Raw genomic sequence first — 19,266 nt, 5'->3', positions numbered from 1 at the left:
GCCACTGATGAAAGTATTGGAAATCAATCATTGCAATAAAAGCTTCGGTGAAAACGAAGTGTTAAAGGATATCTCCCTTTCCGTAGAGGAAGGGCAGGTTGTTTCTATTATCGGGCCTTCCGGTTCCGGGAAATCCACACTGCTGCGCTGTGCTACTATGCTGGAAACCATGGATGGCGGCGACCTGATCTATCTGGGCGATTATGCAGCTAAGGCAGATGGGGAAGGTAAGGCTGTTTACAGCGATAAGGAAACCTTGAAGGGCATCAAACAGCATTTTGGTCTGGTATTCCAGAATTTTAATCTGTTTCCCCATTATTCCGTGATGAGAAATATCACAGAGCCTCCCATTTTGATTGGCAAGCGCCCCAAGGAGGAAGTCTATGCCGAGGCAAGAGAATTGCTGAAAAAAATGGGTCTCTCTGATAAAGAGAATGCCTACCCCTGTGAACTTTCCGGCGGGCAGCAGCAGCGGGTTTCCATTGCCCGTGCATTGGCCATGAAGCCGAAAATTTTGTTCTTTGATGAGCCTACTTCCGCTCTCGACCCGGAACTGACAGGGGAGATTTTGAAGGTTATCAAGGATCTGGCGGCGGAACATATGACCATGGTTATCGTGACCCATGAAATGGCCTTTGCAAGGGATGTTTCCAACCATATCATCTTTATGGACGGCGGCGTCATCGTGGAAGAGGGCGACCCGAAAGAACTTATCAATAACCCCAAACAGGAACGTACCAAAGCATTCCTGAGCCGTTTCCAGCAGTAAGGAAGTGGTAGGATGGAATTGAAATTTATCAAAACCAGCCCAACGGAAAATATGACCCTTCTCATCCAGAGCCCTGTGCCCAGAAAACAGCAGCTTGCCACGGCAGAAAAGCTGATCGCTTACGGCAGCGTCTATGCGGAACAGGCGGGATATATCGAAGAACCTGAAAACCCCTTAGCGGAAAAACGTCTGCAAATGATGGCGGGGGAATTTTGTGGAAATGCTTCCCTTTCCCTGGCGGCGTGGCTGGCGAAGGAAAAAGGCCTGCCTGTGGGCGAAAAAACAGAGATCGTGCTGGAGGTTTCCGGGGCGGATGACCTTGTCCGCTGTGAAATCCAGCGAGAAGAAAAGGGCTTTTTCGGCAGAGTGGCTATGCCCCTGCCCAAGGCTGTGGAAAAGAGAACTTTTCTATTGGATGGCGAAAGCCTGGAATTGGATACGGTTATATTTGCAGGCATTACTCATATCATTGTCCCCGCGTCCCTCTGGGGCGAGGAGCGGGCGGCAAGAGCAGAACAGGCGGCGAAGGCGTGGGCAGGCGAGATGCCTGAGGCCTTCGGCATCCTTTTGTTCGATGCGGAAAAAAAACAATTGACTCCCCTTGTTTCTGTGGAAGATGTCAGCCTGATTTGGGAAAGAGGCTGCGGCAGCGGCACCTCTGCCATCGGCGTTTATCTGGCGGAAAAAACAGGAAAATCTGTTTCGGTCAGCTTGAAGCAGCCCGGCGGTAGCATGGGCGTGGAAGCGGAATATGTAAATGGAAAAATCCAAGCCCTTTTTATCACGGGGCATGTTTCTATTGTGGCAGAAGGCACAGCATATTTATCAGAATAAGAAAAGCAGGTGGCTTTAGAGGAGTCCCGCTAAGAAAATAAAATGTTTTCTTAGCGGGACATCCTGGCAGTGCAGCTTAAGAAATCAATAAATCCAAAAAGTATGTTTTCTTAAGCCGCCACTACATTCCACCTGCTTTTTTGGTGCTTAATTGACAGAGAACGAAACATCGTCCAGATTCAGAGACTGCTCCCCGTTGGCTGTTACGCGGAATTCGATCCTTGCGTTGGTGGCGTTCGCGGGCGCCTGGGCGGTGATGAAGCGGTAGTACGCAAAGTTTCGGTTATCCGTAGGGATATCTTGGGCACGAATCAGGATGCAGCTGCTGTCTGTAGTGAAGCTGTCATCGGTGGAGAAGGTTACGCAGGCTTCCAGCTGTACCTGTGCGCCATTACCCCGCGCAAAGAAGCTCAGCTCGAAGAAGCAGCCGCCTTCGATGGAGATATCCTGAGAAAGGACAGCTTTATTAAAGAGTAAGGCAGAAAAATTCCCGGAGTGGACATCGCCCTGATCATCGTCTGGTTCTACCAGATCGCTGTTGTTGATATTCCAGCCTGTGGGAACCCCTTTGCTGTCAAAGGATTCCATACCGCCATTGGTGGTCAGTTCTCCTTTGGAGATGCATTTGCAGGAGCAAACGCCGGTAGCCCCTGTAGCCCCGGTAGAGACACTCTTTTATACACAACAGACATAAACCTTTAAATATCAATACTTTTAGATAAAGAATAAAAACAAAAATCTATAATCACAGCGAAAGCACTGTTTGAAAATTTATCAAATGGTGCTTTTATTTTGATAAAAAGAACTAAAACTTTTCTGATTTGACGGGGTTTTATAGTATAATGAAAAGAAATATCTGGACAATCAGAAAAAACTTTATATAGTTAGAGTTGGTTATTCCGTTATAGTTTAAGAGTATTGAGGAGGAGAAGAAATGAAGGGAATTATAATTGGTTTTATAATTTGTCTTGGCATTGTTTGTTTAGCACCTATATTTATTTCTATACCTATTCCAGTGGAGCATTCGTTGATAACATATTATACATTGGCTATTGCGGCGTTTTCATTGATTGCTACAATAATGATTGCTGTTCTTGTGTATTGGGCACAGAAGCAAGATGAAGAGACAAAAAGCCAAAAGCATATTAAGAGAGCAAAGGCATTAATGTCTGCGGAAATTGAAGCGGCCTTGGACAGTATGATTTTTATGACTGAAGAATTTTCTTGTGGTTTTATTGGGAAAAGTACGCGTGAATTATTCCAGGCAAATGCAGCGGAACTTCAGGAATGTTTGACACAGGATCAGTTTAGACATCTTTCTTCTATAGTCCAGTTTATTGATTCTTGGGTAAACGAAGATGAAAAAGATGAGTGGGAAGGTTATCATTTAATATTACGAGATTGGGTAACATATTTAATGTGTAGTAGATATAAAGAGTTTTATCCAATGGTAGAAAACTACCATGAGTTACTTAATAAACGAACTATAGATTTATTAAATGCCCTGAATGATAAAGAAGAAGTATATATAGATGATCTTTATACGATTCACTCGATTATGGGCAATGAGGTTTTTCAATATGACCCAAAGACAAAAGTATATGTTGTGGACGATGGGATGGATGTAGTTTTGACGGGAACTCTTGGGAGTAATTGGTATGATGAAATTGCTGTGAAAGACGGATACGAGAAAAGTAAAAAATACGTTGGTCATTACAAGAATTATAAAAGAGATGGTGAAGGGATTACTTTTGATGCGGAAGGAAATAAGATGGAGGAAGGATTATGGCAGGAAGATAAATTGATTGATGGAACAGAGTTTAATTTGATTTTTCTTGATAACGATGAAGAAGATGATGATTATATAAGTTCTTATGGCATGGTACTAGATATGTCAAGGACTATTTTAAGTTCCCATATTGAAGAGTTTGGTATAGACTGCTTTTATATGATAGACAGAAAAGTATATGGAAATAAGGTGTTAGAATATTTCAATAAACGCACACTGGAGTCTTTTTTGAAAGAACATAATACAGATTTATGGAATATGTATAAAGAAATTGAAAACTTTTAATCATTCAATAATATAAACGGGCAAAGGCATTTTCTGCTTTTGCCTATTTTATTGAGGAAAGGAGGGGGAGAATGAAACAGATAGTTTTTGATTATCATTATGGTTTAGAAGCTGAGCAGTATGCCTTTTTTCGGATACCAAAAGTCTTGATGAGTGATCCGCTGTTTAGAACATTATCACTGGATGCAAAAGTGTTATACGGTATGATGATGGACAGGTTGGTTCTATCGACTAAGAATGGATGGAAGGATGATGCAGGAAGGATTTACATTTATTTCACAATAGAGGATATTTGTGAAAGTTTTAATTGTGGGAAGGACAAAGCTGTAAAAGCACTGAAAGAGTTGGAGAAAGATGCTGGTTTGATCGAGAGAAAGAAACAAGGGCAGGGAAAGCCGGCTATGATCTTTGTGAAGAATTTTACAAGGGTATTGGAAGAAGGAGAAAAAATTGCTATCCCAGACTTCGGAAAAGTCGAAGCCAAGAATACGGAAAGTCAGAAGTCAAGAGTTCGGAAAATCAGAAGTCTTGAATACGATAAATCAGAAGTCAAGAATACGGAAAATCAGAATTCTAGTTTTCTGGAAAATAGAAATCTAGAGCTCGGAAAAACCGAAGGAAATAATACTGAAAATAAAAATACTGACACTATTAAAAAATCTATCCATCAATCAGCAAAAGGAGGGATGGATGTGATAGATGGATTCAGAGAGCAAGTGAAGGAGCAAATTTCTTACGATCATTTGATGCAGCTGCATCCATACAATAACGATGTTGGAGAAATTGTGGAGCTGATTGTTGAAGTCCTTTGTACACAGGAAGAGTTTATGAAAATTGGACGGAAGCAGGTTTATACATCCTTGGTGCAGGATCGCATGAACCAGTTAGATTATATGCACATCGAATATATTCTGGAGTGTATGGAGAATTCTCCATCGGACATTAAAAATATCAAAGCCTATTTGCTGGAAGCCCTTTTCAATGCTCCGGTGACGATAGGCAATTATTATAAAGCAAAAGTAAATCATGATTTTCATGGAAGTGGGTAAGTAACAGAACGAAGGAGGTTCTGTTTTTTTATTGCAAGAAAGAGGAGAGTGCTGTAAATGAAAACGATAGCGATTGCGAATCAAAAGGGCGGAGTTGGAAAAACGACCACAACGGTAAATCTTGGCATAGGTCTTGCCCGTCAGGGAAACAAGGTATTGCTGATAGACTGTGATGCCCAGGGAAGCCTGACAGAAAGTTTGGGTTTTATTCCTGCCGATGAGATTTCGACTACACTTTCGGATGTGTTCAGCAAAGTGATTTCTGATGAACTGATTGATCCTGCATTCGGGATTTTGCACCATGAAGAAAAGATTGACCTGATGCCGTCAAATATTGAACTTTCTGGTGTAGAGGTAACACTGGTAAATATGATGAGCAGAGAACTGGTGTTGCGTCAGTATATCAATCAGGTAAAAGAAAACTATGACTATGTTCTGATTGACTGTATGCCTTCTTTGGGAATGCTAACGATCAATGCGTTAGCTACGGCAGATAGTGTAATCATTCCTGTAGAAGCCCAGTACTTACCTACCAGAGGATTGCAGCAGCTCATTAAGACCATTGGCAAGGTGAAACGTCAGATCAATCCAAATCTTCAAATTGACGGCATTTTGATGACAATGGTAGACAACCGAACAAATTTCTGTAAGGAAATCGCTTCGTTGATCCGAGAAAGCTATGGGAAAAATATTTCTGTATTTACCAGCCAGATTCCAGCATCGATCAGAGTAGCAGAAGCAAGTGTTTTGGGAAAAAGCATTTATGAATATGACAAAAACGGCAATGCGGCTTTAGCCTATGAAAAATTTACGAAGGAGGTGTTAGGTAATGAAAAGTCCCGCAAAAGATATAAAAATGACCTCGTACGATGACTTGTTCAACATGGGGTCGCAGCCTGTGGAAGAAAGTGTGGATAAAATCGTATATCTTCCTCTTTCAGAATTACATACACCTCGGAACCATCCTTTCAAAGTCATTGATGATGCAGGGATGCAGGAGATGGCGGAGAGCGTGAAGCAGAGCGGCGTATTATCCCCTGGCATTGTGCGACCAATGGAAAATGGAGGATATGAACTGCTGGCGGGGAACAGGCGAAAAAGAGCATCTGAACTGGCGGGATTAGATCAGATGCCGATTATCATTAAAAATCTGACGGATGATGAAGCAATTATTCTGATGGTGGATTCAAACCTTCAGAGAGAAGAACTGCTGCCTAGTGAAAAGGCTTTTGCGTATAAGCTGAAGCTGGATGCTATGAAACGACAGGGAGTGAGAACAGATTTAACTTCGTCCCCATTGGGGACAAAGTTGCGGTCAGATGAAGAGCTGTCACAACAAGTTGGTGAAAGCAGAAATCAGATTCAACGCTATATCCGTTTGACAGAACTTACTCCTGACCTTCTGGAACTGGTCGATGAAAAGAAAATCGCTTTTCGTCCTGCGGTAGAACTATCCTATCTAACTAAGGAAGAACAGCAGATTTTGTATGATGTGATTGATACGGATGAAGTATTCCCTTCCATTAAACAGGCGCAGGATTTACGGCATTACAGTAAGGAAGGTCGTTTCAATGAGGATGTTGTGACGGTTATCCTAAATCAGGAAAAACCGATAGAACATAAAATCACTTTGGATGGAAATTGGGTGCGAAAAAGGTTCCCAAAAACTATGACACCACAGCAAATCAAAGATCGTATCAATAAGGCATTGGATTTGCTTGAGAAAACGGAAAGGCAAAAGCAGCAGAGAGAAGCAAGATGACCACTGATATGGCGGCTTTTTTATTGGAGGAAAACATAAAACGAAATGAATTACCATTGTTTTGTTTTGCAACACTATAGGAAACAAATATAGGAAGGAAAAGGTGATACAAATGAGCAATTTCAATCCTCAAATCATAAAAGGCGTATTGGCGTTTCCGAATGAAGAAGGAAACCGAGAAATTCGGTTTATCGATGCTAAATACAATACCTATTTTTCTGTGACGGATGGAGCCAATATTATCCTGAATACATTTGAAGGTGAACAGCGGATTTTGTCCTGTGAATACATAGATGATTATCATGCGCAGATTGGGAATGCAGTATATCATATCTGCCAGTTTGCGGAGAACATGGAACGGGCGGGGGCGATATATGCACCGGAGCACCCCAGAGAAGGGGATAAAGTAGATACCTATGAAATTTATCAGATCAAAAATCTGGAGCTAACGCCTTATGCTTTTCGTTCCTATGACTCTGCGAAGAAGTATTTTCAAGCATCAGATTATCAGAAGGTATATCAGGCCATGCTTTCACCCAAAGAAGAATTGGAAGATTTATTTATAAAACATAACAGGGATGAAAGACCTTTTGGAAGAAGGATGCACTCTTTATCTGTCAGTGATGTGGTCGTTCTGAATCGGAATGGAGAGAAAAAAGCATTTTACATTGATGATTTTGGATTCAAGAAAGTACCAAAGTTTTTAGGAAAAGAGAAGAAGAAAAAAGTGATCATAGGAAAAGAAAGAGGATAAGGAGGGATATTTTTGGCATCGAAACTCAAAGATATTATTCCCTTGGCAGAGCAGACTACCAGAAGTTTGACGAACAATCCTCAGAACTGGACAGCATTTCTCAGAACGGCGGGAAATAACTATAAGTATTCCTTTCATGACCAGGTACTGATCCATGCCCAGAGGCCAAATGCCACAGCCTGCGCTCCCATTGATATGTGGAACAGGCGATTCAGACGCTGGATCAACAAAGGCTCCAAAGGCATTGCCCTGATTGATGACAGCCAGGAAAAACTGCGGCTGCGGTATATATTCGATATAACGGATACATATAGTTATTATGGAAATGAAGTTCGTTTGTGGCAGATGCAGCAGCGTTTTCAGGAAGGTGTTGCAGAAACCCTCACGAATAGTTTTGGCACAGTAGATGGAAGTGATATTCCATCTATTTTGCTTTCTACGGCAAAAAATGCTGCCGATGACCATTTTACAGATTATCTGGAAAATCTGATGGATGTGAAAGAGTGTAGTTTTCTGGAAGATTTGGATGGATTGAGCGTACAGGTCGCCTTTCGTCAGATGTTGGAGAGTTCTATTGGCTATATGCTGCTGACCCGTTGCGGCTACGATGCTTCTGAATATCTAAGCCGTGATGATTTTATGCAGATCTTCAATTTCAATACGGTGGAAACGATTACGGTTTTGGGGACGGCTTCCAGTGATATTTCCGAGATGGTACTGCGAGAGATCGAAAGCACCGTGAAAGGGATGCTGCGGGAAGAAAAAAGAACTGGTAAAAAATTTGCAGAAAATGAAATCACCGTAGATAATGAAGTTGAAAGAGCAGAAGAAAAGAATGAAACAGAAAGGGGCGTCGAGTATGGACATCACTTACAGGCAGATGGGCGATTACCAGCTGCCGGAACTGACACTGACAGCAGACCAGCCGAGCATCGGGAAATATGGGCAGATGCGGAAAACATATCTGAAGAACCACAAGAAAGCATACTACTCAACCCTGATCCTGACAGGGAAACTGATGGAACATCTGGCGGAAATCGAGCAGACAGCCCAGAAACGGGTGGAAGAAGTGACGAAACAGATGGCCCAGCAGGAAGGTCTGACCGAGAAAATGAAAGCTACGGATCAGATGAAATGGGTAGGATTGATGAACAATATCCGTCAGGCCGCAGAGGAGCAGACACTCAGCGACCTGATTTACAGCTAAATCCTTCTCTTAAGGGCGGTAATGAAGAAAAAACATTGCCGCCCTTTCTCAATGAAGAATTGCTGAACGAACTGTTTTGCAGTGAACAGCATCTGAAGGTGAAACGCAGCGATGTGATCCAGTATTTCGGAGAACATACGGATATGGATCAGCGGGCAGAGTATATGAAGGGCATTTATGGTGATGCCTATACAGAACTACTCGTTTTGGATGGACAGCGAGTAGGTTATAAAAAAGAAGAAAAGGGACTTCTGACTTGGAAGGGCAGTTATTTGTCCAGAGAGGAAGAATCCCTTTTTTCGTGGGGTATCGTACAGGAATATGTTGCAAATCTGATCGAAAGGAATCTGTATTTTCCTGCACAGCCTTTACCAGTGTTGAAACCAGTGGTGGAGCAGATGTCCTTATTCGGTGTGGAAGCGGAGGAACAGGAAAAGCAGAGAAAAGAGCCACCTAAACTTACATTTACTCTGTCACAGCAGGTCATTGATGAAGTGCTGACCAGCGGTAGCAATAAGCGTAATACCCGACTGCGTATCTGTGCATGGTTTCAGAAAAACAAAGGGCTGGAAAGAGATGCAGCATTCTTGCGGGAAGAATTCGGAAATGACGGCAAAGGCTTCATCATTGGCGAAGAAAGAGTGACAGCCAGATATGATTTTGACGGTATTCGTATTGCAAGAGGTGTGAGCGTTGAACGATCCGATGAAAGTTCTTTGTTGACATGGAAACAGGTAGCAACCCGTATCCAAGAATTGCTGGATATGGGTCAGTTCATGCCGCAGGAGGAACTGGATCAGGTGAGAGAATGGGAACTGCGTGATGTGGCAGAAAAGATAAATCTATTGTACCGTGACGAATTTCGGAATGTGCCTGATGAATACAAAATCGTTTCCCCTTATGGTATTAGTTACGATAAATTCATAGATGAAGTTTCAGAGAAACTGAAAGATGATGACTGGGTGGAAGAAGTAGCGAAAAATATTAGTGATGTAACGATGATGCTGCCAAATTATCCGCCCTCTTTTCGAATCATCCATGAGCCGGAAGATGTCCATGAACGGGTTTTGGATTTATGCTATGTGCCTTTGCCTTTTCGAGCACAGGATAGTTTTACTTTTGCAGAGGAAAGAAAATTTATTTCTGATGATGAAATTGACGCTGTTTTTATCCGCAGAGGCAGTGGTATAGAAGGTGGGAAATACCGGATTTATACTTATTTTTCAAACGATCATACAGAAAAAGAAAAGGCAGACTTCTTGAAAGATGAATTTGGTACTGGCGGTATGGCTGCTATGGGGGACAATATAGACCATAGCAGTAAGGGTTTTGAATATAGCCGTGGAGCCATTGGGCGTCCTTACGATAAAGTCAAACTGACATGGCCGCAGGTAGCGAAACGTATCGATAAGCTGATTTCAGAAAATCGCTACATGAGCCAGTCTGAATTAGAATATTACCCTGAGTATGAAAAAAGAATGCTGGCTGCAAGGATTCGCTCTTTTTATGAAAGAGTACCGCAGGATACACCAAAACCGTATTCGATGGATATGGGGTGGAATAATACGATTGATGTTATCAGTAAGTTGTTGGATGATCAGGAACAAGTGCAGAAGTTGATTTCCGATATGACAGCGGTGCTGGATAATATCGCCGACTTCGATAAGGACTATGCAAGGAAAAAAGAGATACTTGAAGTGCTGATTTCCTATGACAATGGCACTTATGCTCTAATCGGCACCAGAAATGAAAGTCCATATCCTGTTCCCGAAGAAAAGATAGAGCAGAAGGAAGAAAAACTTTCTTTGCCTGAAATTTCTGTTCCCAAGAAAGAGGAACCAGCGGAGCAACAACCAGAAGGCGAGAAAATCAATTATCGTATTACAAATGATGCCTTGGGTGTTGGTAGTGACAGGGAAAAATGCAGAAATAATATCGAAGCCATCCGTACTCTGCGTCAGATCGAGCAGGAAAATCGCCTTGCTACATCGGAAGAACAGGAGATACTTTCCAAGTACATTGGCTGGGGTGGTCTACCGCAGGTGTTTGAAGAAAACAATTCCTCCTGGACGAATGAGTACCGTGAATTACAGGGACTTCTTACGCCCGAAGAATATGGTTCTGCAAGAGGTTCTGTTCTGAATGCCCATTACACTTCTCCCGTTGTGATCCGTGCCATGTATCAGGCAATAGAAAACATGGGATTTCGCAGAGGGAATATTCTGGAGCCTGCCTGTGGTACGGGCAATTTCTTCGGTATGCTGCCTGAGAGTATGCAGGAAAGCAAGCTGTATGGCATGGAACTGGACAGCATTACAGGCAGGATCGCAAAACAACTTTATCAGAAAAACAATATCGCTGTTTGCGGATTTGAGGAAACAAATCTCCCAGACAGCTTTTTTGATGTGGCGGTGGGGAATGTTCCCTTTGGCAACTATAAAGTGTCAGATCGGAAATATGATAAGCATAATTACCTGATCCATGACTATTTCTTTGCCAAGACTATTGATAAGGTGCGTCCAGGGGGCGTGATTGCCTTTGTAACGAGCAAAGGAACCATGGATAAGAAGAATTCCTCGGTTCGAAAATACATCGCTCAGAGAGCTGATCTACTGGGTGCAATCCGTTTGCCCAATACGGCGTTTCAGGCGAATGCAGGGACAGAGGTAACGGCAGACATTCTTTTCCTGCAAAAGCGTGACCGTATCATCGATATCGAGCCTGATTGGGTACATCTGGGGCAGAATGAAAATGGTATTCCCATGAACCAGTATTTCCTTGACCATCCAGAAATGGTTCTTGGGGAAATGGAATATCACGAAGGGCTATATGGCGGTAAAAAGGTGACCACTTGTAACCCGTTCCCTGACGCTGATCTGGGAGAACAGCTGACAGAAGCAATTACTCATATTCAGGGAGAAGTCAATGAGTACGAATTTGACGAAATTCTGGATGAGGAGCAGGATCAGTCTATTCCCGCAGACCCGACCATCCGAAACTTTAGTTATGCTTTAGTAGATGGCGACATCTATTATCGTGAAAACAGCCGCATGTATCCTGCCAATGTTTCTGCAACGGCAGAAAGCCGCATTCGAGGGATGATCGGTATCCGTGACAGTGTCAGAAGGTTGATCGAATATCAGACGGAGGAATATCCTGATAAGGATATTTTGGAAGAACAAAAAACGCTGAATAAACTGTATGATGCTTTTTCCAAGCAATATGGTTTGCTGAACAGTCGTGGTAACAACATGGCTTTCTCTCAGGACAGTAGCTATCCTTTGCTTTGCTCTCTGGAAATCTTGGACGAGCAGGGAAATCTGAAACGGAAAGCAGATATGTTTTCCAAACGTACCATCAAGCCGAATGTAAAAGTGGACAGAGTTGATACAGCCAGTGAAGCATTGGCGGTTTCTCTTGCAGAACGGGCCTGTGTGGATATGGGCTTTATGTCCAGTCTGACAGGCAGAGCCGAGGAAACATTATTCTCCGAACTGACTGGCGTTGTATTCCGAGATTATGATGGCTTTTCCAAAGAGGTATATACTTATCGCACAGCAGATGATTTTCTTTCTGGTAATGTACGCCAGAAATTGAAGAAATATCAGCAGATGGCGGAATTATTTTCGACAGATCCGCAGTTGGCTGATGTGCTGAAAGGAAATATTGAAGCATTACAGCAGGTACAGCCGGAAGATTTGAAAGCCAGTGAGATTAGTGTAAGGTTGGGTTCTACTTGGCTGCCTGCAGATGTGGCACAGCAGTTTACATACGAACTTCTGGATACACCTTACTATGCCAGACAGCAGATCAAAGTGTTGTATTCCAAGCATACAGGCGAATGGAATGTTACTGCGAAAAGCTATGACAGAACCAATGTCAAAAGCGAAAACACCTATGGTACAAAGTGCATCAATGCCTATAAGATCATCGAAGATACGCTAAACCAGAGGGACGTTCGTATCTTTGATAAAATCGTTGATGCGGATGGCAATGAAAGGCGTGTGCTGAACAAAAAAGAAACTGCCATTGCACAGAGCAAGCAAGAACTCATCAAACAGGCATTCAAGGACTGGGTATGGAAAGATGCCGACCGAAGAGAACGATTGGTAACACTGTATAATGAGCGTTTCAATTCCATTCGTCCCCGTGAATATGACGGTAGTCATATTCGGTTTTCCGGCATCAACCCAGAAATCACTCTCAGAAAGCATCAGATCAATGCCATCGCCCACATCATGTATGGCGGTAATACACTGCTTGCTCACGAAGTAGGGGCGGGCAAAACCTTTGAGATGGTGGCTGCAGCCATGGAGAGTAAGCGCCTGGGACTGTGTGCGAAAACTTTGGTAGTAGTACCAAATCATATCACAGAACAGTTTGGTGCCGAATGGCTGCAATTATATCCTGCGGCAAATATCCTTGTTGCAACAAAGAAGGATTTTGAAACAAAGAACCGCAGGAAATTCTGCGGTAGGATTGCCACAGGGGAATATGATGCAGTCATTATCGGACATAGCCAGTTGGAGAAGATTCCTGTCAGCATAGAGCGACAGCAGCATATCTTGGAAAGTCAGATTAATGAGATTGTCGAAGGTATCCGAGAAGCAAAGGCAGCGAGAAGCGAAAACTATACCATCAAACAGATGGAGAAAACAAGGAAATCTCTGGAGGCAAAATTGAAGAAACTGAATGACCAGAGCAAAAAGGATAATATTGTTACTTTTGAGGAGTTGGGCGTTGACCGCCTGATGGTGGATGAAGCACATTATTTCAAAAATTTGTTCCTTGTGACAAAGATGCGTAATGTTAGCGGTATTGCCCAGACAGAAGCACAGAAATCCTCTGATCTGTTTATGAAATGCCGTTATCTGGATGAACTGACAGGCGGCAAAGGCATTGTGTTTGCCACGGGTACACCTATTTCAAATTCTATGGTAGAACTTTATACCATGCAGAGGTATTTGCAGTATGGCACATTGGCACAGATGGAATTACAGCATTTTGACGCATGGGCATCGACCTTCGGGGAAACCACAACAGCTATCGAACTGGCTCCGGAAGGGACAGGCTATCGTGCGAAAACAAGATTTTCCAAGTTTTATAACCTGCCTGAACTGATGTCCATGTTCAAATGTGTGGCGGATATTCAGACGGCGGATATGCTGAATTTACCCGTTCCAAAGGCGAACTTCCATGTGGAGGTTATCAAGCCGACAGAAATTCAGCAGGAAATGGTGGCATCCCTGGCAGAGCGGGCAGAGGAAATCAGAACTGGCAATGTCGATCCTACTGTTGATAATATGCTGAAAATCACAAATGACGGCAGAAAACTAGCACTGGATCAGAGGCTCATCAATCCAATGCTGCCTGATGATGAAACCTGTAAATTGGCTGTCTGTGCTAACAATGTGTTTCGTATCTGGGAGGAAACAAAAGAGCAGAGGGCAACTCAGTTGGTGTTCTGCGATCTTTCCACGCCCAGTACCAAAGGTATAATCGGTATGAAAGAAATTGAAGATGGTTCTTTTGAAATGGACTATTCTCAGTTTTCCAATGCCTATGATGATTTGAAGAAGAAACTGTTGGAAAAAGGTGTACCGGAGGAAGAGATCGCCTTCATCCATGAAGCCAATACAGAAGCCCAGAAAAAAGAAATGTTTGCCAAGGTACGCCGTGGAGATATTCGTATTTTGATGGGTAGTACCCAGAAGATGGGGGCAGGTACAAATGTGCAGGATCACCTGATTGCACTCCATGATTTGGATTGTCCATGGAGACCTGCTGATCTGCAGCAGCGACAAGGGCGAATTGTCCGTCAGGGAAATCAGAACCCAGAAGTAGATATTTTCCGTTATGTAACAGAAGGTACTTTCGATAGCTATCTGTATCAGTTGGTGGAAAATAAGCAGAAATTCATTGCACAGATCATGACCAGCAAAGCGCCTGTCAGAGCAGCAGAAGATGTGGATGAAACGGCATTGTCCTATGCAGAAATCAAAGCCCTTGCCACAGGGAATCCTCTTATCATCGAAAAGAGTAATCTGGAAATGGAAGTAGGCAAATTAAACCTTCTGAAAAGCAGCCACATGAGCCAACAGTTTGATTTGGAGGATAAGATTCTGAAATACTTTCCGCAGGAGATTAGAAAACTGCGGGAGAGAGTGGCTGGTTACGAAAAAGATCTGGCTACTTTGCAGGAAAACACACTGCAGGATAAAGAGAAGTTTTCTCCGATGGAGATCATGGGCATTACATACACCGAAAAGGCAGATGCAGGGAAGGCCATCATCGGTGCCTGCCACCTGATACAGAATGAAGGCCCGAAAGAAATTGGTTCCTATCGTGGGTTCAAAATAGAACTTTCCTATTCCATTCTTGCCGGTGAGTTTCGGATAGATCTAAAAGGAGCATTGTCCCATGGCGTTGCATTAGGCAGTGATATTCATGGTAACATCACCAGAATTGATAATCTGTTGGCTTCTCTGGAGAATAAATGTGAAACTGTAAAACAGACTTTGGAAAGTACTATTCAACAGCGAGAAAATACCAAAGCAGAATTAGGGAAACCATTTGCTATGGAAGAAGAACTGAAAGAAAAGAATAAGCGATTGGCAGAACTGAACGTTTTATTGAATCTGGATGAAAAGGATGCAGTGATTTTGGATGGTGGTAATATTTATGAGGAAGAACTCGAAAGAAAAAAGAAAAAGTCTGTGGATTTAGACTGTGTAAGATAGTTTTATCGCCAATGTCTATATATTAAAAGTGATTTTTTGTAGTAGCTGTTTTCAAAAATTAAAGTGAAAATTGAAAATTTGAGTTGTTTTAGTTTTTCACTTATTATTCGAATAATACTTTTGTTTCTTGAATAAATTTTAAAAAAGTGATATTATTTTAAACAAAAATATGATAGTGAAATGATTTTGAAAAAGTTTTTTAGACTGTGAGAAATTCAAAAAATAACCTTCTTTGGAACATATAAAATATTGACTTTTGTTTTGGTTTGACATATTATAATAGTAGAAAGGTCTCCATTAACCTCATAGCTTTAAGTTATGGAAGAGATGAGCATTAAAGAAGGTCTCCATTAACCTTCGGTATATAATCCGTAAAGAGATGAACATTAACGAGTGGGAAGTGAATATAGCTTCCCACATTTTTTTTGCCAAGGAGTAAATGATGCATGTTTACATTAGATGGAAAGTTGAAATTTATAACTATTGATCAAGAATATTTGAAAGCATTAAATGCTCAATGTTCTGAGGTATATTATAAAGCGAAAGGTTACGAAAGTAAGCCGTATGTGGGGATTTTAATTAATGAAGGAAATAGGCAGTATGTGATTCCTTTGTCCTCTGCAAAAGACAAGCATAAATCCTGGAAAAATGTAAATCAAGAATGCTATCTTGTATATGAATATGTTTCAAAAACTAAAATGGGTACAAATGATATTTGGGTACAGGAAACAGCAGGAGATGATGTAAAACATATTTTATCAATAATAGACATTAAAAAAATGATTCCGGTTAAAAAGGGTGTTTATAATATTGTTAATATAAACAAAGATACCTCTGATTCCGAAGATGTTGCAAAATATAAGGATTTGCTGAACAAAGAGTATGTTTTTTGTTTGAAGATAATAAATGATTTGATAGCAAAAGCAAACAAACTTTATGATGGTCAAATGAGGTCCGGAAAAGTCAAAAAGTTTTGTTGTGATTTTAAAGCATTGGAGCAGGTTTGTAATACATATAAAATATAAAAATATTTGTTGATTTAAAAGATGAATTAACCCACAGGCAAAAGGAGATAGAGATGGATAACAGTTTGTTTTATATCAATTTTGATCCTAATGAAGAGCAGAGAGAATTTATCGATAATATCAAGCAAACTACAGCAGATAGTATAGATCCTATTTATGTTTTAAGGAAACCTGTTATTGAAAAAAAGATGGATTATGACTATGATGATGGTTTTGCTGTTTTAATCCCAAAACATAAAATTATGTTTATTGGTTTTGGAAACGATGAAGATCTATTCGATGAATATGTGGATGACTTTATAGAAGATGTTGGGAGTATAGTTAAAAAGTATGATTTTATCAGTTTAATAGGTCGTGCAAGAAAATGGAGAAATGAGTATACGGTTAAGATTAGTGAGGAAGAACGCAGAAAAAACAGTTTTGCTCAGATACTTGAGAAAAATCAATTGTCAGATGCAGAGATGATACGAAAGGGAGAAATCCTTATTACATTAGCTGTAGGAAGTATAAATGATGCTAAGCGGTTAGGTGAGGCTGTTCCGGAAAATATTTTGGACCATATAAAACGAAAAATAATATTGTTTGATGGAGAACAAACGAAGTTTATTTTTGATGAACCTAGAAAGAAAAGAATTACAATTCAGGGATTGGCAGGAACAGGAAAAACAGAATTATTGCTTCATAAGATTAAAGAATTATATATATCTTCGGATGAAAATAAAATTGTTTTTACATGCCATAATGAAATTCTTGCCGACAGTTTGCGTAAACGAGTTCCTGAGTTTTTTGATTTTATGAAAGTTGAAGAACAGATTAAGTGGAATGAAAGACTTTGGGTTATGCGAAGCTGGGGATCTGAAAAGGACTATAATTCTGGCGTGTACAGTTATATATGTAATTATTATAATATTCCGTTCAGACGATATTCATATAACACAACATTTGATGAAATCTGTACAATAGCTTTAGAGAAGATTAATCAGATTGAGAATTTTGAATGCTGCTTTGATTATATATTAATTGATGAAAGCCAGGATTTTTCGGAGAGCTTTTTTCAATTATGCGAGAAAGTGGCAAAGCAATGTGTTTATGTGGCTGGGGATATCTTCCAAGATATTTTTAAAAGTCAATTGCTAAGTATTGTTAATCCAGATTTTCTGTTAAATAAATGTTATAGAACCGATCCAAGAACTTTAATGGGCGCTCATGCAATTGGTATGGGATTATTTGAAGAAAAACTTCGTTGGTTAAAAGATGAAGAATGGGAATCTTGTGGATATGAAATAAAAAGAACCAATACAAATGTTGAACTTCATAGAAAACCGTTAAAGAGAATTGAAGATGTTGAACTAAAAAATGGGATTGAGATTGTTCAAGTTAGTCAAGAGTCCTATATAAAACAGGTGTTATTTATTCTTGAAAAAATAAAAGAAGAAAATCCCACTGTTACTCCAGATGATATTGGAATTATGTTTTTGGAAAATGTGAAAGACAATTACAATTTAGCATCTTCTTTACAGACAATAGTGAAAGAAGAACTCGGCTGGGATGTAAATATCGGATATGAAACAAGAGAAAAACGAAAAGGAACTTTGTTTATTAGTAATAGAAATAATGTAAAGGGATTAGAGTTTCCCTTTGTTATTTGCATTATGAGAAGAACCTTGACAAATGATTTTCAGCGTAGAAATTCTATCTATATGATGTTAACGAGATCTTTTTTGACATCGTATTTTCTTATACCTGCAGAAAACCAAAATATTGACGGGATTTTAAAAGGTATCGATTTTGTTAACGAGAAAGGATTCTTGAACATTAAAGAACCATCTGAAAAAGAAAAAGAAGAATTATATAATGCGATTATTAATAGAACGAATGTTCATAAATCTCAGTATGATCTAGTTGAAGAAATTCTGGATGAGTTAGACATAAAAGGAGAAGAAAGAAAAAGATTGCATAAATTGGTTGAAACATCATATAAAGAAGAAGTAGATGAGACAAAACTTTCTACTATAATCCAGATAAATTATGAATTAATGGAGAAAGCATGAGCAAAGAATTAAGTTACAATATGAGCAAAACCATCTTAGAAATGGCACAGAAACCATTGAGAAGTAGAGAAGAAGCAGTATTGTTGCTACTTTATACAGTTAGGATGTTTGATGCAGAAGAATTTTTGCATAGGCAAGGGAAAGAGAAGGTAGTGGTTTATGTCGATAAAATGAATCGAATTTTCTATATATTAGAAAATAAGATTTTTTCTATGCAATTCCCATTTTGTATAGAACTTAATAATGGAAAACTTAATAAAATATATGACTTAAAGTCGGGATTGGATATAGACTCAATATTAGTATCAATACTCATTAGAATATTTGAGAAACTTAATGCAGATTCATGTTCTTTAGAAAATTTTTTTGATGAACTTTTGGGTGAAAACGAAATGCTCAAAAATATTGATACTGAGCAATTATGGATTATATTGAAGTTTATTTTAACCTATGATTTAGGGTATCTAAGATATGATTATGATGAAAAGCATTGCAATGGAAAAATGCATCCGCTCAATCATTTGGATATATGTTTGGATGATTGTTCAGCTTATAAGATTGGTCTGGAAAAAGCCATTGATTATGCAATGCTCAAAGACATATTAGATACCACAACAAGTTGTTCTTTTCTTAAAAAAGATGATAAGAGTTAAAGAAAAGAGGGATTGGATGAGTTCAATTGTATACTGGCTTTCCCCTTTGGCTATAGTAAAATAGCACAGTAGTTATTAAACCTGCTACATTTTAGGTTACAAAAAGACCTCGTGATGAGGTCTTTTTGTTTTTTGGTAAGCAACGAAATTCGGAACAAGTTATGTTGTTATAGCAAGTTATGTTGTTATAGCAAGCATAGCATTTTGCATGCAAAATACGTTTATTAAGGGTGTTCCCTTGATCCCCCTGCAGATAGACTGTTTAAAAGGAATAGTATACTAAAAAGAATGGTAGTGTTAGAGCCCACCTAAAATAGCCACACAGAGCCCAGCAGATTTAACCAATAT

General features: G+C 40.2%; 12 protein-coding genes. 11 read left to right on the top strand and 1 reads right to left on the bottom strand.

Features of this window, described 5'->3' with window-relative positions:
• Positions 1–7 precede the first annotated feature (7 nt).
• On the top strand, positions 8–769 hold the full coding sequence (locus tag ACI39P_RS01755) for an ATP-binding cassette domain-containing protein (protein ID WP_439718997.1): 762 nt from the start codon (positions 8–10) through the stop codon (positions 767–769).
• Between the two features lie 12 nt (positions 770–781).
• Positions 782–1,603 carry a hypothetical protein gene (locus tag ACI39P_RS01750; RefSeq protein WP_439718996.1) on the top strand — a complete coding sequence of 274 codons (822 nt, stop codon included), beginning with the start codon at positions 782–784 and terminating at the stop codon, positions 1,601–1,603.
• Between the two features lie 147 nt (positions 1,604–1,750).
• On the opposite strand, the gene ACI39P_RS01745 is transcribed toward ACI39P_RS01750, so the two are convergent.
• Positions 1,751–2,191 carry a hypothetical protein gene (locus ACI39P_RS01745; RefSeq protein WP_439718995.1) on the bottom strand — a complete coding sequence of 147 codons (441 nt, stop codon included), beginning with the start codon at positions 2,189–2,191 and terminating at the stop codon, positions 1,751–1,753.
• Between the two features lie 346 nt (positions 2,192–2,537).
• Between ACI39P_RS01745 and ACI39P_RS01740 the strand changes: the two genes are divergently transcribed.
• From ACI39P_RS01740 to ACI39P_RS01700, 9 genes are all read left to right on the top strand, one after another.
• A complete protein-coding gene (locus tag ACI39P_RS01740; RefSeq protein WP_439718994.1) occupies positions 2,538–3,677 on the top strand; it encodes a hypothetical protein in 1,140 nt (379 codons plus the stop codon).
• A 71-nt stretch (positions 3,678–3,748) separates the two neighbouring features.
• Positions 3,749–4,726 (top strand): DUF6017 domain-containing protein, encoded by a 978-nt coding sequence (locus tag ACI39P_RS01735; protein ID WP_439718993.1) that lies wholly within the window; start codon positions 3,749–3,751, stop codon positions 4,724–4,726.
• Positions 4,727–4,783: 57 nt separating this feature from the next.
• A complete protein-coding gene (locus ACI39P_RS01730; protein WP_439718992.1) occupies positions 4,784–5,599 on the top strand; it encodes an AAA family ATPase in 816 nt (271 codons plus the stop codon).
• Positions 5,556–6,488, top strand: coding sequence for a ParB/RepB/Spo0J family partition protein (locus ACI39P_RS01725; RefSeq protein WP_439718991.1), 933 nt, complete (start codon positions 5,556–5,558; stop codon positions 6,486–6,488). Before ACI39P_RS01730 ends, ACI39P_RS01725 begins: the two co-directional genes overlap by 44 nt.
• Positions 6,489–6,600: 112 nt before the next feature.
• The gene (locus ACI39P_RS01720) at positions 6,601–7,242 is read left to right on the top strand and encodes a YodL domain-containing protein (protein ID WP_439718990.1); all 642 of its coding nucleotides are present in this window, start codon (positions 6,601–6,603) and stop codon (positions 7,240–7,242) included.
• Positions 7,243–7,254: 12 nt separating this feature from the next.
• A complete protein-coding gene (locus ACI39P_RS01715; protein ID WP_439718989.1) occupies positions 7,255–15,189 on the top strand; it encodes a helicase-related protein in 7,935 nt (2,644 codons plus the stop codon).
• A gap of 446 nt (positions 15,190–15,635) precedes the next feature.
• A complete protein-coding gene (locus tag ACI39P_RS01710) occupies positions 15,636–16,214 on the top strand; it encodes a type III toxin-antitoxin system ToxN/AbiQ family toxin (protein WP_439718988.1) in 579 nt (192 codons plus the stop codon).
• Positions 16,215–16,267: 53 nt separating this feature from the next.
• The gene (locus tag ACI39P_RS01705) at positions 16,268–18,265 is read left to right on the top strand and encodes a DEAD/DEAH box helicase (RefSeq protein ID WP_439718987.1); all 1,998 of its coding nucleotides are present in this window, start codon (positions 16,268–16,270) and stop codon (positions 18,263–18,265) included.
• Entirely contained in the window at positions 18,262–18,918 is a 657-nt protein-coding gene (locus tag ACI39P_RS01700) for a hypothetical protein (protein WP_439718986.1), read from the top strand. Before ACI39P_RS01705 ends, ACI39P_RS01700 begins: the two co-directional genes overlap by 4 nt.
• Positions 18,919–19,266 lie beyond the last annotated feature (348 nt).

Source organism: Anaerotignum sp., from assembly GCF_051877975.1.
Classification (GTDB): Bacteria; Bacillota; Clostridia; order Lachnospirales; family Anaerotignaceae; genus Anaerotignum_A.
The sequence above is the reverse complement of the archived record's forward strand: the minus strand, read 5'-3'. Positions and strand labels throughout refer to the sequence as shown.

Coding starts and splice junctions, on each gene's coding strand:
- ACI39P_RS01705 (WP_439718987.1), top strand. CDS start 16,268: ATGGATAACAGTTTGTTTTATATCAATTTTGATCCTAATGAAGAGCAG.
- ACI39P_RS01700 (WP_439718986.1), top strand. CDS start 18,262: ATGAGCAAAGAATTAAGTTACAATATGAGCAAAACCATCTTAGAAATG.
- ACI39P_RS01740 (WP_439718994.1), top strand. CDS start 2,538: ATGAAGGGAATTATAATTGGTTTTATAATTTGTCTTGGCATTGTTTGT.
- ACI39P_RS01725 (WP_439718991.1), top strand. CDS start 5,556: ATGAAAAGTCCCGCAAAAGATATAAAAATGACCTCGTACGATGACTTG.
- ACI39P_RS01755 (WP_439718997.1), top strand. CDS start 8: ATGAAAGTATTGGAAATCAATCATTGCAATAAAAGCTTCGGTGAAAAC.
- ACI39P_RS01750 (WP_439718996.1), top strand. CDS start 782: ATGGAATTGAAATTTATCAAAACCAGCCCAACGGAAAATATGACCCTT.
- ACI39P_RS01720 (WP_439718990.1), top strand. CDS start 6,601: ATGAGCAATTTCAATCCTCAAATCATAAAAGGCGTATTGGCGTTTCCG.
- ACI39P_RS01710 (WP_439718988.1), top strand. CDS start 15,636: ATGTTTACATTAGATGGAAAGTTGAAATTTATAACTATTGATCAAGAA.
- ACI39P_RS01730 (WP_439718992.1), top strand. CDS start 4,784: ATGAAAACGATAGCGATTGCGAATCAAAAGGGCGGAGTTGGAAAAACG.
- ACI39P_RS01745 (WP_439718995.1), bottom strand. CDS start 2,191: ATGGAATCCTTTGACAGCAAAGGGGTTCCCACAGGCTGGAATATCAAC.
- ACI39P_RS01735 (WP_439718993.1), top strand. CDS start 3,749: ATGAAACAGATAGTTTTTGATTATCATTATGGTTTAGAAGCTGAGCAG.